Source organism: Metabacillus idriensis (genome assembly GCF_050483325.1).
Taxonomy (GTDB): Bacteria; Bacillota; Bacilli; order Bacillales; family Bacillaceae; genus Bacillus_P; species Bacillus_P idriensis_A.
The window spans coordinates 86,151-103,871 of record NZ_JBCMYF010000031.1; the positions used below are offsets into that span (position 1 = coordinate 86,151).

General features: G+C 38.9%; 16 protein-coding genes. 2 read left to right on the forward strand and 14 right to left on the reverse strand.

What is annotated here, in order from left to right; translation table 11 throughout:
• Positions 1-408: 408 nt before the first annotated feature.
• Positions 409-1,344 (reverse strand): peptidoglycan DD-metalloendopeptidase family protein, encoded by a 936-nt coding sequence (locus ABEQ24_RS17750; RefSeq protein WP_430008038.1) that lies wholly within the window; start codon positions 1,342-1,344, stop codon positions 409-411.
• 176 nt (positions 1,345-1,520) lie between these two features.
• Between ABEQ24_RS17750 and ABEQ24_RS17755 the strand changes: the two genes are divergently transcribed.
• Entirely contained in the window at positions 1,521-1,949 is a 429-nt protein-coding gene (locus ABEQ24_RS17755; RefSeq protein ID WP_430008039.1) for a VanZ family protein, read from the forward strand.
• Between the two features lie 6 nt (positions 1,950-1,955).
• Complete coding sequence (locus ABEQ24_RS17760) at positions 1,956-2,453, forward strand: N-acetyltransferase family protein (RefSeq protein WP_430008040.1); 498 nt, start codon at positions 1,956-1,958, stop codon at positions 2,451-2,453.
• Between the two features lie 84 nt (positions 2,454-2,537).
• Here ABEQ24_RS17760 and ABEQ24_RS17765 read toward each other — a convergent pair whose 3' ends face one another.
• The 13 genes from ABEQ24_RS17765 to ABEQ24_RS17825 form a co-directional block, all read right to left on the reverse strand.
• Positions 2,538-3,266 carry a GntR family transcriptional regulator gene (locus ABEQ24_RS17765; RefSeq protein WP_430008041.1) on the reverse strand — a complete coding sequence of 243 codons (729 nt, stop codon included), beginning with the start codon at positions 3,264-3,266 and terminating at the stop codon, positions 2,538-2,540.
• 177 nt (positions 3,267-3,443) lie between these two features.
• Positions 3,444-5,480 (reverse strand): alpha-glucosidase, encoded by a 2,037-nt coding sequence (locus tag ABEQ24_RS17770; protein ID WP_430008042.1) that lies wholly within the window; start codon positions 5,478-5,480, stop codon positions 3,444-3,446.
• 22 nt (positions 5,481-5,502) lie between these two features.
• Complete coding sequence (locus tag ABEQ24_RS17775) at positions 5,503-7,302, reverse strand: solute:sodium symporter family transporter (RefSeq protein WP_430008043.1); 1,800 nt, start codon at positions 7,300-7,302, stop codon at positions 5,503-5,505.
• Positions 7,303-7,320: 18 nt separating this feature from the next.
• Positions 7,321-7,992, reverse strand: coding sequence for a DUF4867 family protein (locus ABEQ24_RS17780; RefSeq protein ID WP_430008044.1), 672 nt, complete (start codon positions 7,990-7,992; stop codon positions 7,321-7,323).
• Between the two features lie 27 nt (positions 7,993-8,019).
• Positions 8,020-8,700 (reverse strand): transaldolase family protein, encoded by a 681-nt coding sequence (locus ABEQ24_RS17785; protein WP_430008045.1) that lies wholly within the window; start codon positions 8,698-8,700, stop codon positions 8,020-8,022.
• Between the two features lie 125 nt (positions 8,701-8,825).
• The gene (locus ABEQ24_RS17790) at positions 8,826-10,190 is read right to left on the reverse strand and encodes a hypothetical protein (RefSeq protein ID WP_430008046.1); all 1,365 of its coding nucleotides are present in this window, start codon (positions 10,188-10,190) and stop codon (positions 8,826-8,828) included.
• Between the two features lie 308 nt (positions 10,191-10,498).
• Entirely contained in the window at positions 10,499-11,401 is a 903-nt protein-coding gene (locus tag ABEQ24_RS17795; RefSeq protein ID WP_430008047.1) for an AEC family transporter, read from the reverse strand.
• Between the two features lie 69 nt (positions 11,402-11,470).
• A complete protein-coding gene (locus ABEQ24_RS17800; protein WP_430008048.1) occupies positions 11,471-12,904 on the reverse strand; it encodes an aldehyde dehydrogenase family protein in 1,434 nt (477 codons plus the stop codon).
• 30 nt (positions 12,905-12,934) lie between these two features.
• Positions 12,935-13,666 carry a GntR family transcriptional regulator gene (locus tag ABEQ24_RS17805; protein WP_430008049.1) on the reverse strand — a complete coding sequence of 244 codons (732 nt, stop codon included), beginning with the start codon at positions 13,664-13,666 and terminating at the stop codon, positions 12,935-12,937.
• A gap of 102 nt (positions 13,667-13,768) precedes the next feature.
• Entirely contained in the window at positions 13,769-15,109 is a 1,341-nt protein-coding gene (sftI, locus tag ABEQ24_RS17810; RefSeq protein ID WP_430008050.1) for a sulfoquinovose isomerase, read from the reverse strand.
• A gap of 91 nt (positions 15,110-15,200) precedes the next feature.
• The gene (locus ABEQ24_RS17815; RefSeq protein WP_430008051.1) at positions 15,201-15,884 is read right to left on the reverse strand and encodes a transaldolase family protein; all 684 of its coding nucleotides are present in this window, start codon (positions 15,882-15,884) and stop codon (positions 15,201-15,203) included.
• Positions 15,885-16,093: 209 nt separating this feature from the next.
• Complete coding sequence (gene spoIID, locus ABEQ24_RS17820) at positions 16,094-17,113, reverse strand: stage II sporulation protein D (RefSeq protein WP_430008052.1); 1,020 nt, start codon at positions 17,111-17,113, stop codon at positions 16,094-16,096.
• Between the two features lie 124 nt (positions 17,114-17,237).
• Positions 17,238-17,675: a VanZ family protein gene (locus ABEQ24_RS17825; protein WP_430008053.1), complete on the reverse strand. Its 438-nt coding sequence runs from the start codon at positions 17,673-17,675 to the stop codon at positions 17,238-17,240.
• Between the last annotated feature and the right edge of the window lie 46 nt (positions 17,676-17,721).

Here is a 17,721-nt window from a genome sequence, read left to right on the forward strand (position 1 = left end):
AGTGTGAAATGAGACTCGCATACATAGTTACAGCAGCCATTGAACGCTTAGCTGAATGTATAATAGCATCATTGCTGCGTTTACGAAAAATATTCACGATCCCTCACCTCATACACTCTCTTTGTTAGGTTTGTAACATTTTATTAGCTTGGGTGAAGATATATGCTAAAAAGTCAAGAGGGACAAGGGATTTGTGCGAATTTTTTTATTAATTGCCGTTTTAAAGGCGAAAAACGGGACCATACATTCAAAAAATTGTCAGAGAATTCAACTTCGGATAAAATTTTATCCACTATCATGTTTCGCTGCTTTAACTATTTCCCGAGAAATTTGTCGACTTTCTGCATTTTTTAACAAAAAAAAAATAGTCTATCCCTATTGGATAGACAATCTATATGGTGTTGCTTATTAAGCGTTTTTTGTGCTGTCTGAAGCTTGAGATTGGTTTTCTTCAGAATTGCCTTTCTCTTTGCCTTCTTTACCAGCATCTTCTTTTTCTTTGTCTTCTTCAGCACCCTTTTCATCTTCAGTGCCTTTTTCAGCGTCTTCTTTTTCTTCTTCAGTGCCTTTTTCTTCTTCAGCACCTTTTTCATCTTCTTTAGCTGGCTCTTCTTCTTTAGCCGGCTCTTCTTCTTTAACAGGCGCTTCTTTTTCAACATTCACGTCGTTTAATGAAGTAAGAGGTTTGTCCATGAAATCTAATGGATTCACTGCAGTGCCGTCTTTGCGGATTTCAAAGTGAACATGTACACCATCTTCTTCTTGGATCAGGCTTTGTCCAGCTTGTCCTATGATTTCATTTTGTTCAACATCGTCACCAGCTGCAACAAGCATTGTTGCTAAAGATTGGTAAACAGTTGTTACGCCATCTGCGTGCTCGATTTCAATGACATTTCCAAGTAATGGATCTTTTTCAGCTTTCGTAACAGTTCCGCTTAGTGAAGCTGCAACTTCGAATTCCTGACCATCTTCTTTTGCCAAGTCAATTCCTTTGCTAGGCTCGTACGTATTATTATAGGAAACGAGTGCTGCTTCTTGCTCTGCTGCTGATGCATCTTTTTCATAGAACTTGCGGATAACGGATACTGCGTCTGAATCAGCTGCCGGCATTGCGAAGTTTTCTACAGCCGAGTTCACTTCTTGCGTTGGCTCATCTTGATAAGATGTTCCTTGGTCAATCGGATCATTTGCTGAATCTCCATTGCCTAAAGCCTGATACCATAACACGGCTGTCAAAATCAATGCTGCACTTACTAAGTAGATTGCTGGGAATACCCAACGCTTTCTGAAGAATTGTTGCATTTTCGAGTTTTGAGAAGTACGTTTAGTTTCTTCCTCTCTCATTCTATCATCACCTCAGCAATCATTCTGAACAAAATTCTGAAAATATATACACCTCTATCAAAAAAAGTTAAAAACTTATTTTCTGCTTCCCATTATAAAATTATGTATGGATTCTAAAAATTTCATTTCACTCATGGTATACTATGTTCCATCAGCAACCTGAAGGAGCACGGGTCATGAAGAAATCTTTTTCTAAATGGATGCTGACACTGGCACCCATTCTTTATATGATTCTCATATGGATTCTATCAAGCATGCCGGCAGATGCGATTATCAAAACTCCTTTTTCATTTGACCGCTTAATGAAGGAATCGCTTCACTTGATTGAATTCGGCATTCTCTATTGGCTGATTGCCCTGGCCTTTGCCGCTCATCAAAGCTGGACCGGGAAAGCAAGTATTTTTGCAGCCGCGGTATCTATTTTATACGGGGCCACAGATGAAATTCATCAATACTTTGTTCCGTACCGGTCTGCTACAGTAATTGATTTAGTGAAGGATACGATAGGAGTACTTGTGTCTTTCTATCTTATGAAGGTGACGTATTTTGCAAAGCGCCCTTCATTTATTACCTCTATTTTTCAAAAGTTAAATGATGCGGAGTGATCAAAGATGAGTTTACCTATTCGAAAAGCCGTAATTGGCGACTTGCCTGCTATCGTTGAAATTTACAACTCGACAATTGAAAGCAGAGCGGTTACTGCAGACTTAACTCCTGTTTCCGTCGCAGACCGTGAAGGGTGGTTTCTGCAGCACACCGATCAGCGTCCGCTTTGGGTTATGGAAGACGGCGATCAGATTGTCGCCTGGCTGAGCTTTGAATCGTTCTACGGCAGAGCTGCCTATCAATATACTGCAGAAGTCAGCATTTATATTGATCAAAACGTGCGCGGCAAAGGAATCGGTACCACATTCATGCAGGCGGCGATTGATGCATGCCCGCAGCTTAAGATTAAAACACTGCTTGGCTTTGTTTTCGGGCACAACGAAGCAAGTCTGCGTCTGTTCAAGCGCTTTGGCTTTGAACAGTGGGCTAACATGCCTCGTGTTGCAGAACTTGACGGGATAGAGCGTGATTTGGTGATTGTGGGGAAGAGAGTAGCGGAATAACGAAAAAACGAGCCTGGAAAGTTCTGGCTCGTTTTTTCTCTGATTCAGTTTTAGATTCTAAGCACCGGTCTATTTTTTATCAAATTATCTGGTAAGTTCAAGATCAAAATGATATTTCTCTCCATGATATTTGGTAATCGTATATTCTAATGGCCGGTCATCAAAACCAAAGCTTACCCTTTTAATTTTCAGCAAAGCTTCTCCCCCGCGGATTCCGAGTAAATCCGCTTCGTGTATAGTTGCATTAATTGCAGCGATTTGATCTTTTGCGTATTTTAGCGTGATATTGTCTGCTTCCAGTATTTCATAAAATTTTGCGGTATCTAAATCATGCTTCATCAATATTTCCCCTATGTATGCGGGCCAGCACGAACGTTCAATTGCAATAGGTACTTTATCTGCAAATCGAATCCGTTCAATCATTAATATCTCCTCTTCTTCCAATAATTCCAGCATCGATTTTTCATGATATAAATCACTTCTGAATTCTGCTCGAATTAACTTTGATTTAGGGGTTAACCCTTTTTCGGCAGCTTCTTCTGCGAAGCCTTTTAATCTTCCCCCGCCAGCAAGCTCCTGGGCTTTAACCATTGTGCCTTTTCCTTGTTTTTTTTCAAGCAATCCATCTTGGACAAGGATTGAAATTGCCTGCCGCAAAGTAGTTCGGCTGACGTTAAATTCTTTCATTAATTCTTGTTCAGTGGGTATTAATGTGTGAGCAGGCCACACTTTTTCCTGAATCCGTTTTATTAAAATGTTTTTAACTTGTAAGTATAATGAAAGATCTTTATGAGGATCTACGTTATGTTCCATTCATTAAAGCTCCCTTCAAGGTTCGCTAACACTATTCTTATCTTACTTCGGAACGGAAAACAATGTAAAGCCTGCTTACATCTTCAGGTTTTCAGGGATTGGTATTATGTCTTATCTATAAATCTAAAAAAGACTGTTGAAATACTTTTCAACAGTCTATCATTTCTCAATATTGGTTTAGATTGACGAGATCTGAGTAAATAATTCTTTCCAAGTTGAACTCTTACGGTAAAAGACTGGAGGATAGCCGATTGGTGCTGGGATTGTCACTGTCCCGCCTTTATATTCTTCTCCGCTCCAAAGATGAATCCACTCATCATCCGGCAAGTAGACCTCCCAATCCGTTTGGTTTTCCTGGTGCACAGGAGCAACCAGCAAGTCCTTGCCGTATAAATATTGATATTGAATATCATACGCTTTTTCATCCTGTTCATAATGCATGAATAAAGGACGCTGTACAGGAATGCCATGTTCGGCATTTTCTTTAACAAGCGATTTTGTATATGGACTAAGTGCAGTATACACATTCGACATTCTGGAAAGATGTTCTAATGATTCATTATCATCATCATACTGGAAGCAATCAGCAGGACGATTTCCTTCATGAGTTCTCATCATTGGAGTAAACGCACCCATGTCGGCCCATCTCATCAGCAATTCCTTTGATCGTTTATTTCCGTGCAGGCTTGTGTAGCCCCCAATATCGCTATGATGCAGTCCGCAGCCAATCATTCCGGATGAGAGCGCTGCAGGAATGACAGATGCGAGTCCATCATCAAGCGAAAAGTCTACGCTCTGATCTCCGCCCCAAAGCATCGTGCAATATTTTTGAATACCAGTATATCCGGCACGCATGAAATACAGAATTTCTCCTAATTTTCCAGTCTCCACAAGGGCTTCATAATTTACCTTAGCCCATAACGTTGGCCAGGCGTTATGCATTTTTTTCGGATCAGCCCCATTGCTTAACACAACATCAATAGGCAAATACTCTCCGAAATCAGCCATCCAACCGTCTAAACCAAATTGGATCAAATTCTCCTTTATCACTTCTTTATACCAAATAAATGCATCTTCATTTGTAAAATCAACGACTCCGCAGTAAAATTCTCCAAAATCAACTAGATAAGTACTCCCTTGATCATTAAGTGCCAAGTACCCTTTTTCTTCCGCTTCTTCAAATAGATCCCCTTCTACTGCAACATAAGGGTTAATATAACCTAGGAATCTAATTTCTTTTTTCTTCCATTCAGGTATCTTCTTATCTAACTCCGGGTATTCTTTTTCATTCCATTTCCAATTCCACATTAACCTTTTGCCAAAGGATGTAATGCGCTTTCCTTGCCAATCCTGACACCATACACCGGAAATAGCCATCCCTTTTTCGATCGCTTTATTAATCTTACTTTCTGTGATCTCTGTTCCTCCCTGGATGCCAAGAATCACACCATTATAGATCCAATCTGGCAATTCCGGCTGACGGCCAAGCAGATTTGATATTTTCCCTACTAGCTCTATAAAAGAGTCAGCAGTTTCAAATAATGTTTTTTTCGGTATTTCCCAAAATTGCAACTCGTGAAAATGCGGATTGCGGAAATCAAAATCTGCATAGGCTGTTGTATCTGTATGACAGTAATATTTTTTACTGGAAACAAAGGTAGGCTGCGGAAAATTCGTATGGTAGTAATCTCCGCCCGCTTTATCTAATACGTCTGCCTGCCAGGTTACATACGTTTTTTTATTTCTGCCAACACCTGGTTCAGATGTCCACAAAGGGAAATTTTTACCGCGCAAGTTAAAGTGTGAAAGCTGCTCTCCGCAGCCATACACTTTTTCATCTGAATCTGCAGGTGTACGCAGCCACATACGATTTATACTTTCATCAGCTGTTTGGTATTCAACCGTCAGCCGGCCATCTTCTTCTTTTATCAGCAATGTCATAACAGGGTCGATACTCGCGAATTTTGAAAAAGCTACCGTATACTCATTATCGCGCTGAGAAATGTCTGCATAAAGCAGTGGCGATCTTTCAATTAAGTAATCTTTTATTTCAAAATTACCCCTGTACATGTCCATACTGTCTTGGCCCCGTCCTATAAATAACATTGGACTTTCCAATGTATGACGCAGCAGGACCTTTTCGTTGAATATCACTTCAAATCCGTTATCTATCGATTCAATCATTAATTTTGATGCCTTTAAAACTGATTGCATTAGCGATTCCCCCTACTTATTTTCAGCCTGATGCGGTTTTTCCCTTTTCAGAAATGTTTGTTGAAAGATCCTCATGAGGCACTAATTGCTTCTCAATGTAGCGGCTGTATTTTTTGTTGTATTTTTTTACTGAAATATACGCCACAATTCCTGTAATAACTGCTAACCCAATAAATGCCGGGAAGAAATAAGGTGAAACAATGCCGTCTGCATATGCTAATCCTATAGGTGAGAAAACGATATAAAACTCAAACATTAACCCTATTAAAATCACAGCCACCGGCAATGCAAATTTCCATGGCTTCATTTCGATTTTCGGCTTTGGTGTAAATCTCCATTCTTTAGCCGGTGCTATTTTGCCAATAATCAGCATCATTGCAATCTCCGTGAAGAAGAGAATGGCATAGATATGAATGAAGTTAATTTCGACTTTGAAGCCAAATAATTGATCCGTGCCCCAAATTAACATGTAGTAAGTGATGACATGGAAGAAAACAACGATTTTCGCAGCAATGGCTGGTACTTTTCGTGCAAAGATGCCTATTAAAACGATGGCTATGATTGGGATATTAAAGAAGCCTGTAAATCTTCTAATCAGCTCCCATAAGCCGTCTGGTGCATACATCAAGAGCGGAGAGACACAAAAACTAATAATAGATAATACAATCGCAAACCATTTGCTTAAGCCAAGCAGTTTTTTATCTGTGATGTTTGGCATAAGCGGCTGAACTACGTCTAAAGCAAACATAGTTGCAGCGGAATTGATTAAGGCGTTGAATGTGCTAAAAACAGCACCTAATAAAACGACCAGGAATAATCCCTGCAAATACCATGGCAAAACATTCGCAACTAATGTCGGGAAAGCTAAATCGATGGATTCAAGGTTTCCACCGTATAGATGAAACGCAACAATACCTGGAAGCATCATTAAGATCGGAACTAATAATTTGAAAAACCCAGTGTATAAAACACCTTTTTGCCCTTCAGCTAAATTAGCCGCACCAAGTGTTCTCTGAATTGCGTATTGGTTAGTCCCCCAATAAAACAGGTTAGCCCAAATCATTCCGGTAAAGATCGTCAGAAAAGGAACAGCATCTGTACTTGATCCAACGGCATTTAACTTTTCAGGATTCGTAGTTGTAATGGTTTTCAATCCTTCCATGATGCTTCCGTCCCCTAATTGGAACAGCCCTATCACAGGAATCAGTGTACCCACTACTAATAAACCAACTCCGATAAACGTATCGGAAACTGCAATCGCTTTCATACCTCCGAAAGTAGCAAACAGTGCACCTATAATTCCGATCACCCATACCATGAGCCATACGGACTCTGTGTAAGAAAGACTGAATAAAGAAGGAATATCAAACAGTTTCAGCACTGCTAAGGCACCTGAGTATAAAGTAGATGGAATGGTAACTAGAACATACCCTAACATGAAGAGGATGACAGCTAATCTTCTTACCCCTTCATCAAATCGATCTCTTAAAAACTGAGGCAATGTTGTAAAGGCGCCCCCTAAATAACGAGGCAACAAAATTAATGTCATAATGACGATGGCCAAGATAGCTGTAACTTCCCATGCCATATTCGTCATATTTGCTCCATACGCCTGACCATTTAATCCAATCATTTGCTCTGCTGATAAATTTGTCAGTATAAGTGCACCGGCAATAAACCCTCCAGATAAACCGCGTCCTGCCAGGAAATATCCTTCTGTTGTTGAATTAGCCCCTTTTGTTTTCTTGTAAGTCCAAACCCCTAATATGGCCATAATCACAATACTTGACAGTAAAGTGAATAACATGTTCTGATCTCCCATAGTTTCCCTCCTAATCTCCTAATAGTAAACCCTTACATTTTCACCGATTATTCCAGGATAAGCCCCTTTTTGAATAAGGGCTTCACGATCCGGATGGGCAATGAGCCACTTATTCTTCATAAATAATAATTCGTCTTCACTTGATGTTTTTTTGGTTTCAAATTCCAGCTTTTCATTCGTACCTGCCGGAAGGATGACAATCGCTTTAAAGCCTTCATCTTCAACTTTACAAGGAGCAAAATGAAGAGTTGTCCCATATAATTCAATCGCTGTTCCTTTTGGAACAAAAAATGCGGCAACTCGTCCAGATTCGTAGGTATTATTGCTTATATCCTGAACCTTTCCCAATAATAGCACGAAGTCTGTAACTGCAACATTAATTTCGCTTCCTTTATGATATTCCAAACCATTTAATGTTGAGTTGCTCCCGTTACAGTATCCTATCTGTACGGGCATTTTTCCATAGAAATTATTAGTAAGTACATCACATATAGATGTTTTTTCCAATTGCGGGACTGAGGCGACATATTGATTGCCATCAACAGGAATTGCTGTTGTTTCCATGTATTCCTCAAGCTCCCTGAAAGAATAATTATCTATGACCCTGCCGTAGGTTCGAAAGGACTCATCGTTTACTTCATAAAATGAAAGATGCTTATTTTTTTCTTTCAGCTTTTCAAAATTAGACATCACTTATCTCTCCTTGATGATTAAGCATTATTTTGAAACAGCTTCTTCTATTTTCGTTTGATCCCAGGCATTTCTGAAAACATTCAGGCCATAATCTGTAAATGCATGATCAAAGCTGCTTCTATATACATCAAATCCGCATGTGACAATATCCGCACCAGCTTTTGCAGCATCAACAATCTGTTTGCCATTGCGTAAAGCCGCTACAATAATTTCCGTCTCAAACTTGTACGTTTTATAGATATTCGAAATATCCTGGATGTATTGAGCAGTATCTTCACCGCTATTTTCTTTCCATCCTACAAATGGTGAAACAAAAGTGGCACCAATTCTAGCAGTTTGTATCGCCTGAGAAGGAGAAAAAACGAGTGTAACATTGGTTGATATGCCTTCTTTTTTTAATTCTTTCGCGGCGATTAATCCAGGTTCCGTGCAAGGGATTTTCACAACAAAGTTAGAGGAACGGGCTGCAATTTTTTTCCCTTCAGAGACCATTTCCCGAGCGTTATCTAAGTGTGGGTTAATCTCAACTGAAATAGGAAAATGTTTAATTTCACCAAATTCGCAAGCAAGTTCATCCACGATAGTTAAGAATGATTTTCCGCTGTTCATGATGTGTTTTGGATTTGTTGTAACCCCATCAATTGCCCAATTTTCGTATGCGTAATGAATTTCCTTTGTAATAGCACTGTCTAAAAAATACTTCATTTTATCCTCTCCTTTTGTTGTAACGTTTAGGTATTTATCATAACGTAGTAATCTTTAATTATATGTAGCTACCTTTAGTTATATAATATGAAAACGTCCTCAATTAATCAAGTCTTTTTTTACATTTATTGAATAGTTGCAAAATTAATGATTGTGATGACTAACGGTGCAAAAAAAAGCACGATTAGGCAGTAAATAAGATTGTATCTCAAAGTTACTTGAACAGGTGAAATTCGGATGACCTCAGCAACTGCTACTCCAAACGGCACCAAGGGTGAGATGCTCATCGAAACATACCAGCCAGTAAGCAGTGTAATAGCGAAACCTATACTTGATAAACCAATGTCCGCTGGAACAATCGTCATTGCAAATAACGGAATCGTGATTATCATATGGATGCCGCAAAGACTTAGCAGAGAAGTGATAAGAAGAATGAAAAAAATAATGAAATATACAGGGATATCATGAAAATAAATGGCTGCCTTCCCCATCTCTTCTTTTAACGGTGTATTAGAGGCACAATTTGCAAAAAAACTTGAAGAAAGAAGAAATGGAATCAGCGTTTTATATTGAAGCAGACTTTTATTATAGGATTTCAGTTCTCCAATCATTTTTCTTGCAGCACCTATTAAAAAACACCAGACAAATGAATATAAAATGACAATGACAGCAACCACATAAATTTGATTGGATAGAGGCAGAATTTCTGCGCAAAAGACCGCCAGTATAATCATGAAAGAAATATGAATCAGCAGGTGAGAAATATTTCTCATTTCGTTTGATCCTTCACGCCCACGATCCGGCAATAAGTTTGCAAGATTATCTTTCAGCTTCTTGTCCAGTCTTAAAATGATGGCTGTTACCGTAAATATGAAAATTACCATGATTAGTGCACTGAAAAAATAATCCGTATAACTAATTGCAGTCCAGATAAGCACCATGTTAACTACAGGATCAAAGGGTGAAAAAACCATATATGAGGAATATCCTGCAGTATATATGCGCACTAAAAAGTCTTTAGGAAAATTGATTTTTTCAATTAGTTTTTGCTGTGCAGGTATTGATCCAATATTTAAAGGAATGGTCAAAGTCAGATGAAGGATGGAAAGAAACAAAAAGATAGAAATAGGTTTAGCTTTTTTTGATTTTATGTATCCTTCGATCGACCGAAAATAATTTCCATATTTTAGCGGTAATGTAATCATCGGAATGGCCAGGAACAAGACAGGTATGGATAAACCAGATGCAAGATTTCCATACCAGGTTTTGAACCCAAATCCGTAATAATAAAGGATTGCATGCCCAAAAATTAATGAAATAACTGATACATAAAATTGAAATCCTTTAATCATAAAAATGGATGAAATCAGCATGCTCATTAAAGTGACTGAAGAAAGAAAAACAAAAACATCCTCCGGTAATTGAATCCATTCATTTATGAAGATAAGGACAAAAAGAAAATAAATGGAGAGACAGTATATATTTCGCAACACATCGACCTCCTGTATCACCATCATAAAGTTGGTCTATTCCTGCCTGAAAAATAGATATATACACAGGAGCTAATTACCTCTCTTCATTCGTTTGATTCCTATTCCTCCAAGCACTTAGTGCACAAACTGCAATGATACAGGGAACCATCCAGCCAATTAGAATAGGAAAATAATTCGAAGATGCCAATTCCCTTCCATTAGAAGAATTCGCTAAAAAGACAACAAGCGTAATGAACGCTGGAAACAAAAGCATCCACCTGGCGTTCCGTTTTAATGTATTGAACATCATTCATCACCCTTCTTGTTTATAATATGAGAAAGAAAACAATTGGCAGGGTTGCCAAACTTAATAGAGTACTCATGAAAGTTACACTTGATACAAAATCGGGCTCTGTATTAAATTGAAGAGCGTACATTGTCGTATTAGCAGCAGTTGGCATAGCTGCCATAATAACCATAATTTGTTTGACCATCTCATCGACAGGCAATAAATAGGCAATTCCAAACGCAATGATTGGTGAAATCGCTAATTTGACAATTAACCCCAGAGACATTCTCTCTATTTCTAATTTTTTTATCGAAAGCGTAGCCAATTGCATTCCCAAAGCAATCATGATAGTTGGTATAGCAGCATCTGCTACTAAGTCTACAGCCGTTACTATTGATTTTGATAAAGTGATATTCAAGACCTGACATATAAACCCTACAATTGCAGCATATAGAATCGGGACACGCAGGACCGCGTTAATGGCTGATTTTATTCCATTCGATTCAGGATTTCCTTTTGCTGCAAAGTAAACGCCGACTGTGCACATAACAAGCTGTTGAATCACCATAAGAATAATTCCATAATTAAGTCCGATTGTTCCAAAAATCAGCAAGACAACAGGTGTGCCATAATTTCCATTATTCATAAATGAGGAAGAAAGTATAAATCCGCATCTTTCTGTATTCGAATATTTCCACATAAAAGAAAGGATATATCCAACAAGAATTAAACAAAAACAAAGGCCAAATGTATATAAAACAAAAGACAAGTATTCTAGATTAAAAGTTGTGGTATAAAATGTCCGAAAGACAAGAAAAGGAGACATTAAGTACAAGGCCATTGTTGAGATTCCTCTAGTATCAAAATGAAATTTCTTTTGACCAATAAACCCTAAGACAAAAACTCCAAAGACAGGAAGCAGCACACTTAAAAATCCCAAAATTTCCACCTTCAATTTTTAATGATATAAAAGCCCTGGAAAATAATTAACCAGGGCATTATATGACTCTTATAAATTCATGACAATAATTTTTTCTTCTGTCATTTCTTCAATTGCGTATTTAGGTCCTTCTTTTCCAGTACCGCTGTTTTTCACTCCGCCATAAGGCATGTGATCTACTCTATAGGCTGATGCATCATTAACAATTAGGCCGCCTACTTCAATTTCGCGCGCAGCTTTCATTGCAAACTTGAGATCATTTGTAAACAAACCTGCCTGTAATCCATAATCAGAATCATTCACTCTGGCAATTACTTCATTGACATCGTTATATACGGCCACTGATACGACTGGACCAAATACTTCACTTCGGCAAACTTTCATATCATCATTTACATTCGTAAGAATTGTAGGATAATAGGAAGCTCCCTCTCTTTTGCCGCCAGTTTCAACTTTTGCACCCTGCTGGACAGCTTCTTTGACCCAGGAGTCTACACGTTCTGCTTCACGAAGACGGATTAATGGTCCGATATCTGTATTCTCATCAAGAGGATTGCCCACGGTTAGTTTTTCTGTTTTTTCTTTTAATTTTAATAAAAACTGTTCGTAAACTTCTTCATGAACATACACACGCTGTACAGATATGCAGACCTGTCCCGCATTGTTAAAGCTTTTTTGTGTAATTAATGAGGCTGCTTGTTCAAGATCTGCATCCTTATGAACAATTGTTGCAGAGTTATTGCCAAGCTCCAATGCAACTTTACGTAAACCTGCTTTTGAACGAATATACTCACCAACACCAGGACTGCCTGTAAAAGTAAACATTGAGACATCTTTGTTCTCCAGAAGCCAGTTTCCGATTTCAGCACCTTCTCCAGTCAAAACTTGAAGCCGGCCTGAAGGAAGACCTGCTTCTTCGAAGACAGAAGCTAACATTAATGCTGTAATTGGTGTAACTTCAGCAGGCTTTAAGACGACACTGTTGCCGGCAGCGAGCGCAGGACCAATCTTATGGCATACCAAATTGAGTGGAGCATTGAATGGGGTAATAGCTGCGATTACACCTACAGGAACACGCAAAGTAAATGCCATTCTATTTTCGGACCCTGGTGCAGATTCTACTGGAATTCCTTCACCATGTATTCTTTTGGCTTCTTCTGCAGAAATTTGCAGTGTTAGCGCTGCGCGTTCCACTTCGCCGCGGGATTCGCCGATCGGCTTTCCAACCTCTACCGTTAAAATACGGGCAAATTCTTCCGTTCGCTCGATTAATAATTGAGCAGCTTTCATTAATACATGATAGCGTTCCGTCGGATGAAAAGATTTTTCAAGTGCAAGCTTTGAACTTTTAACTGCATCGTCCACATGAGTTTTATCAGCTTTTGAAATTTTGGATGCTATTTCTTGTGTATATTTATTTAATACATCCATCGTTTCTTCTGTACTCTTCCATTCACCATTTATATACAATCCATATTGTTTTTCCAGAGCTATCGTTGTCAAGTTGTCCACTCCCTCATATTTTTTTAACCATTATCTTTTAAGATCAATATTATAATGGTATTGATCACTGTGGTACTTGGTTGAAGTAAATTCAATCGGCTTGTCATCAAAGCCAAAACTTAGTCTTGTCATCTTCAATAGGGCTTCTCCGCCCCGAACGCCTAATAAATCTGCTTCATTAAGCGTGGCATTAATTGCAGTGATTTGTTCATTTGCTCTTTTTAAATAAATTTCATTTTCTTCTAAGATTTCATAGAACTTTGCCGTATTTAAATCATGTTTCAGAATCATTTTACCGATATCCGACGGCCAATAAGAACATTCAATCGCAATTGGCCGATCATCTGCAAAACGAATTCTTTCTATTAGTAACACTTCTTCGTCTTCCTGTAATTGCAGCATAGATTTTTCAAAATAAACATGCTGCTTGAATTCAGCACGGATTAACTTTGACCTGGGAGTTAGCCCTTTTTCTATTGCTTCTTCTGCAAAACCTTTTAATGCCCCTAAATGACTGACCAGCAATTGAGGTTTTACAATCGTCCCTCTGCCTTGTTTTTTCTCCAATAAGCCATCTTGGACAAGAATTGATATCGCTTGGCGTAAAGTGGTCCTGCTTACATTAAATTCTTCTATTAACTCCTGTTCAGTCGGGATTAACGTGTTTGCAGGCCAGACTTTTTCTTGGATTCTTTTGAGCAGTATTTGTTTTACTTGTAAATAAAGAGAAAGATCTTTATCAAAATCGATGGTACTATTCATATCTTATTACCGCCTTTAAACACGCCGTTCTTTGATTCTATGTGAGCAAGATTTTCTTCTTAAGATAAGATAGATTTCTTATCAAACAGCAACAGGTGATCCTTAAACATATACGTTTGTTTCTATACCAAGCATTCGGCCAAGTTCAATCAATTGATTAGTGACATCTCCATACACTAATGCAAAATGAGGTTCATAACCTGCATGCATCAGTTCATATAGAGTGCTAGTCACATCAGTTGATAATTGAACCTCTACTGATGTTCCGCTGAATGGCTGTTCAACATCCAGCGCATCTCCTTTCATGACTAAAAGGCGATAGCCTTCTGGTGTGCTGCTTACACGAAAGATTGTTAATTCCCCTGCTTTTAATCCAAAATCCATTGCAAATCCTATTTTTCGATTTGGATGAACTCCTGCTGTTGCACCGGTAGAAGGACTGGCCAGTGAGTATGCCCCAGCTCCGCAATGCCAAAATACAACGGAGTTCTTCTCCTCATCTACATGTACCAAATCTCCTAAGTATGGAGCACTGCCACTAGTCAGTTCAGACAGGATATACATAGAAATCGATCCATGTATATCCGATTCACAGGATGTGACCATTCCTTCTTCTGTAAGATGAGAAAGTGTAGAACAAGGTGCTGCTCCTAAATCAGTGAAAAAGTCTGGCCAGCATCGCATTGCCAATGACTGAAGGTTTTCTTGCCTAACTTGTTTTTGAATATAGGCTGAAAACTGAGCGAATTTTTTTACGGTTTCATCTTCGCGATTCAACCCAATTACTTGTTGTTCAGCACGTTCAATTTGCCCAATCCACTCTTCTTCTTTAAGTTCAGTACATTTTTTAAAAGCATCATGCAGATCCATTTTCAACAGCTTCACACCAAGTGCTTGCTGAAGTTTTTCTTCATCTGCATCAGAGAAAAAGAATCCAGGCGGATAATCACCTACTACACCAATTTTCATTTCTCCAAGCAAAGTCATAACACGCATTACATCCAATTGCTCAGTCAACCTTTTCTCCAAGCGTTCTTCCCCTGGATTTCCAAATACAAATGCAAAAGGATGATTTTGATTTCGCAGTACATTGCTGGTGCTGTTTCCACCTGTAAGTGAATTTAATCGAAGTCTTCCGCCAACACTTGGTTCACGGACAGACCAAACAATCATCGGCTGTTTAAAATACTCTAATACTTTAATCACAAATTCTCCATCTGCGAATGTCACACTTTGATATAAGACCGTATCAAATTTGTTTTCCTTTATTGAAAGTAAGAAGGCATCGAGTTCTTCAACTGACGTGATGATTCCTTCTGGCGCAACGACAGTTTGACAGTTATCATTTAACCAGCTCATACTCTTCAAACGAACATTTTCTCCTGCTTCAAGATCGAACGTTTTTCTGCCAATCGGTACATATAAAACTTTGGTTTTTGACATTTTGTATCCCCTTTACCCACTAATCATCACTATCTTTACTTTGGAAAAATCAACTCATATTATTTATCGAAAAGTTTTAATCTATCTTGCATTAAGCTTTTGCAGCAGATACTTCCGTTTTTGTGTTGTCCCAGGCATTTCTGAAAACATTCAGGCCATAATCAGTAAATGCATGATCAAAACTGCTTCTGTACACATCAAATCCGCATGTGACAATATCCGCACCCGCTTTCGCAGCATCAACAATCTGCTTGCCATTGCGCAAAGCCGCTACAATAATTTCCGTCTCAAACTCGTACGTTTTATAGATATTCGAAATATCCTGGATATATTGAGCAGTATCTTCACCGCTATTTTCTTTCCATCCTACAAATGGTGAAACAAAAGTGGCGCCAATTCTAGCAGTTTGTATCGCCTGAGAAGGAGAAAAAACGAGTGTAACATTCGTTGAGATGCCTTCTTTTTTTAATTCTTTCGCGGCGATTAATCCAGGTTCTGTGCAAGGGATTTTTACAACAAAGTTAGAGGAACGGGCTGCAATTTTTTTCCCTTCAGAGACCATTTCCTGCGCGTTATCTAAGTGTGGGTTAATCTCAACTGAAATAGGGAAATTTTTAATATCACCAAATTCACCTGCAAGTTCATCTAAAATTGTTAAGAATGATTTTCCGCTGTTCATAATGTGTTTTGGATTTGTTGTAACTCCATCAATTGCCCAATTTTCATATGCATACTTGATTTCCTTTGTAATAGCGCTGTCTAAAAAATACTTCATTTTATTCTCTCCTTTTATTGTGATGTTTTTATATTTATCATAACGTAGTGATCTTTAAATATATATAATTACCTTTAACTCTATAATATGAAAACGAATTCAATTAATCAAGCCTTTTCTTAAAAACCGGCGAAAATCCTTAATCGGTTGCAAGCAAAAAACATATGTACAAGAGAAAGCGCAGGAAATAGCTTTCCTGCGCTCCCCTTTTAATTCCGTGCCGTAAACTGTGTAACAAACGGTTCGACATTCGCCACTTGTGCTCCCTGGTAATAGTAGCTGACGATGTCTTTGTATTTTTTTCCGTCCTGGGCCATGAAGTTGGCTCCGTATTGGCTCATGCCGACGCCGTGGCCGAAGCCTTTTGTGGTGATGAGAATTTGATCGCCTTTGAGCTTCCAGGTGAAGTCGCTTGAGCGGAGGCCCAGCTTTTCACGGATTTCGCGGCCGTTCAGTTTTTTGCCGTTGATGTCGACTTGGGCTACTCGTTTGCCTGAGGTACGTTCAATGACTTTTCCTACTTCCCCGTCTGAATCAAGTTTAACTCCAAGTTTTTTCTCGAAATCGCTCACTTTGATGGCGATTTGGTCATAGTATTTGGGAGATTCTTCATCCCATGGGCTTTCTACGCTCTTTAAATAAGGCAGGGATGCTGTCCAGTATTCATCTGAGTTTTCCGTGTAACCGTTGCTGGTTGAGAAGAAGGAGGCTTCAATTGGTTTGTTTTCATATGTTAAGATTTGACCTTGTGTGGTGGCAACTGCATTGTACACCTTTTTGATTTTCCAATCATAGTCCTTGCCCCACTGCTTTTTCAGCTCGGCATCACTTTTAAACACCTGATGGGATGTCGTATCACTGACGACTGCACCAGCCGGGACACTTATCGTTTGTTCACTCATTAACTGTTTTACGATATACGTCCGGGCCGCCAGCGCCTGCGCCTTCAGCGCTTCCTCTTCAAAATCTGCCGGCATTTCAGAGGCAACGACACCGATAACGTATTCTTCTAATGGAATGTTTTCAATTTTTTCCGAACCGCTGCGGTACACAGGTACATCGATAATTGATTTTGCGAGCATGACTTGTTCATCCTTTTTGGCTTGAAGGTCTTCTGATAGCTCCCCCTTGGTCTGATTCATAAAAGGGGCGACTAACAGGGTTGGGATCATTAATATGATGAGAAATAATCCGGCAAGAACTAAAAGTATTGGTTTCCAAGATTTCATCTAAGAGCCTCCATATCCGATATGTCGTTTACCGTCTCTACTCAATACTATGGAGGTGGACAACCATTTATGACTGAAAAACTCTTTAATCTGAAGAATTCCCTTTTGCTTCCACTGTCTATTTCTACATTTTCTGCCGATTTCCTTCGACAATTTGCCCGTGTTTTGAATAAGCTGAAATGAGTTTCAGCAGAATCATTCCTGCTAACGTTCCTGTCAGGTCATAGATCATATCCACAATCCTGCCGCTGCGCATTGTATACAGCTGGAGGATTTCTGATGAGACAGCGAGGAACACCGCCCATAAGATGGCTGTGCGCATCCTGTACATGTATGTCATGATCATCGTAAAAAATAGAAAGAATAAGGCGTGCCCAATTTTAGTAACAACATAGAACTTACTGTGCAGGGCTATATCATGATAGATCAATAAGTCTGAAAAATCAGGATCACGGCGAATGGTGAGTCCGATATAATCTCCCGTCAGCAATGACAATAAATCACTCGTAAACGAGAACAATGAAAATGCGATGATTAAGAATAATGCCGTCAAGAATTTCATAAAAACCCTCCCTCGCATTCATCGTCGTCAATTGCTGTTTATTTTA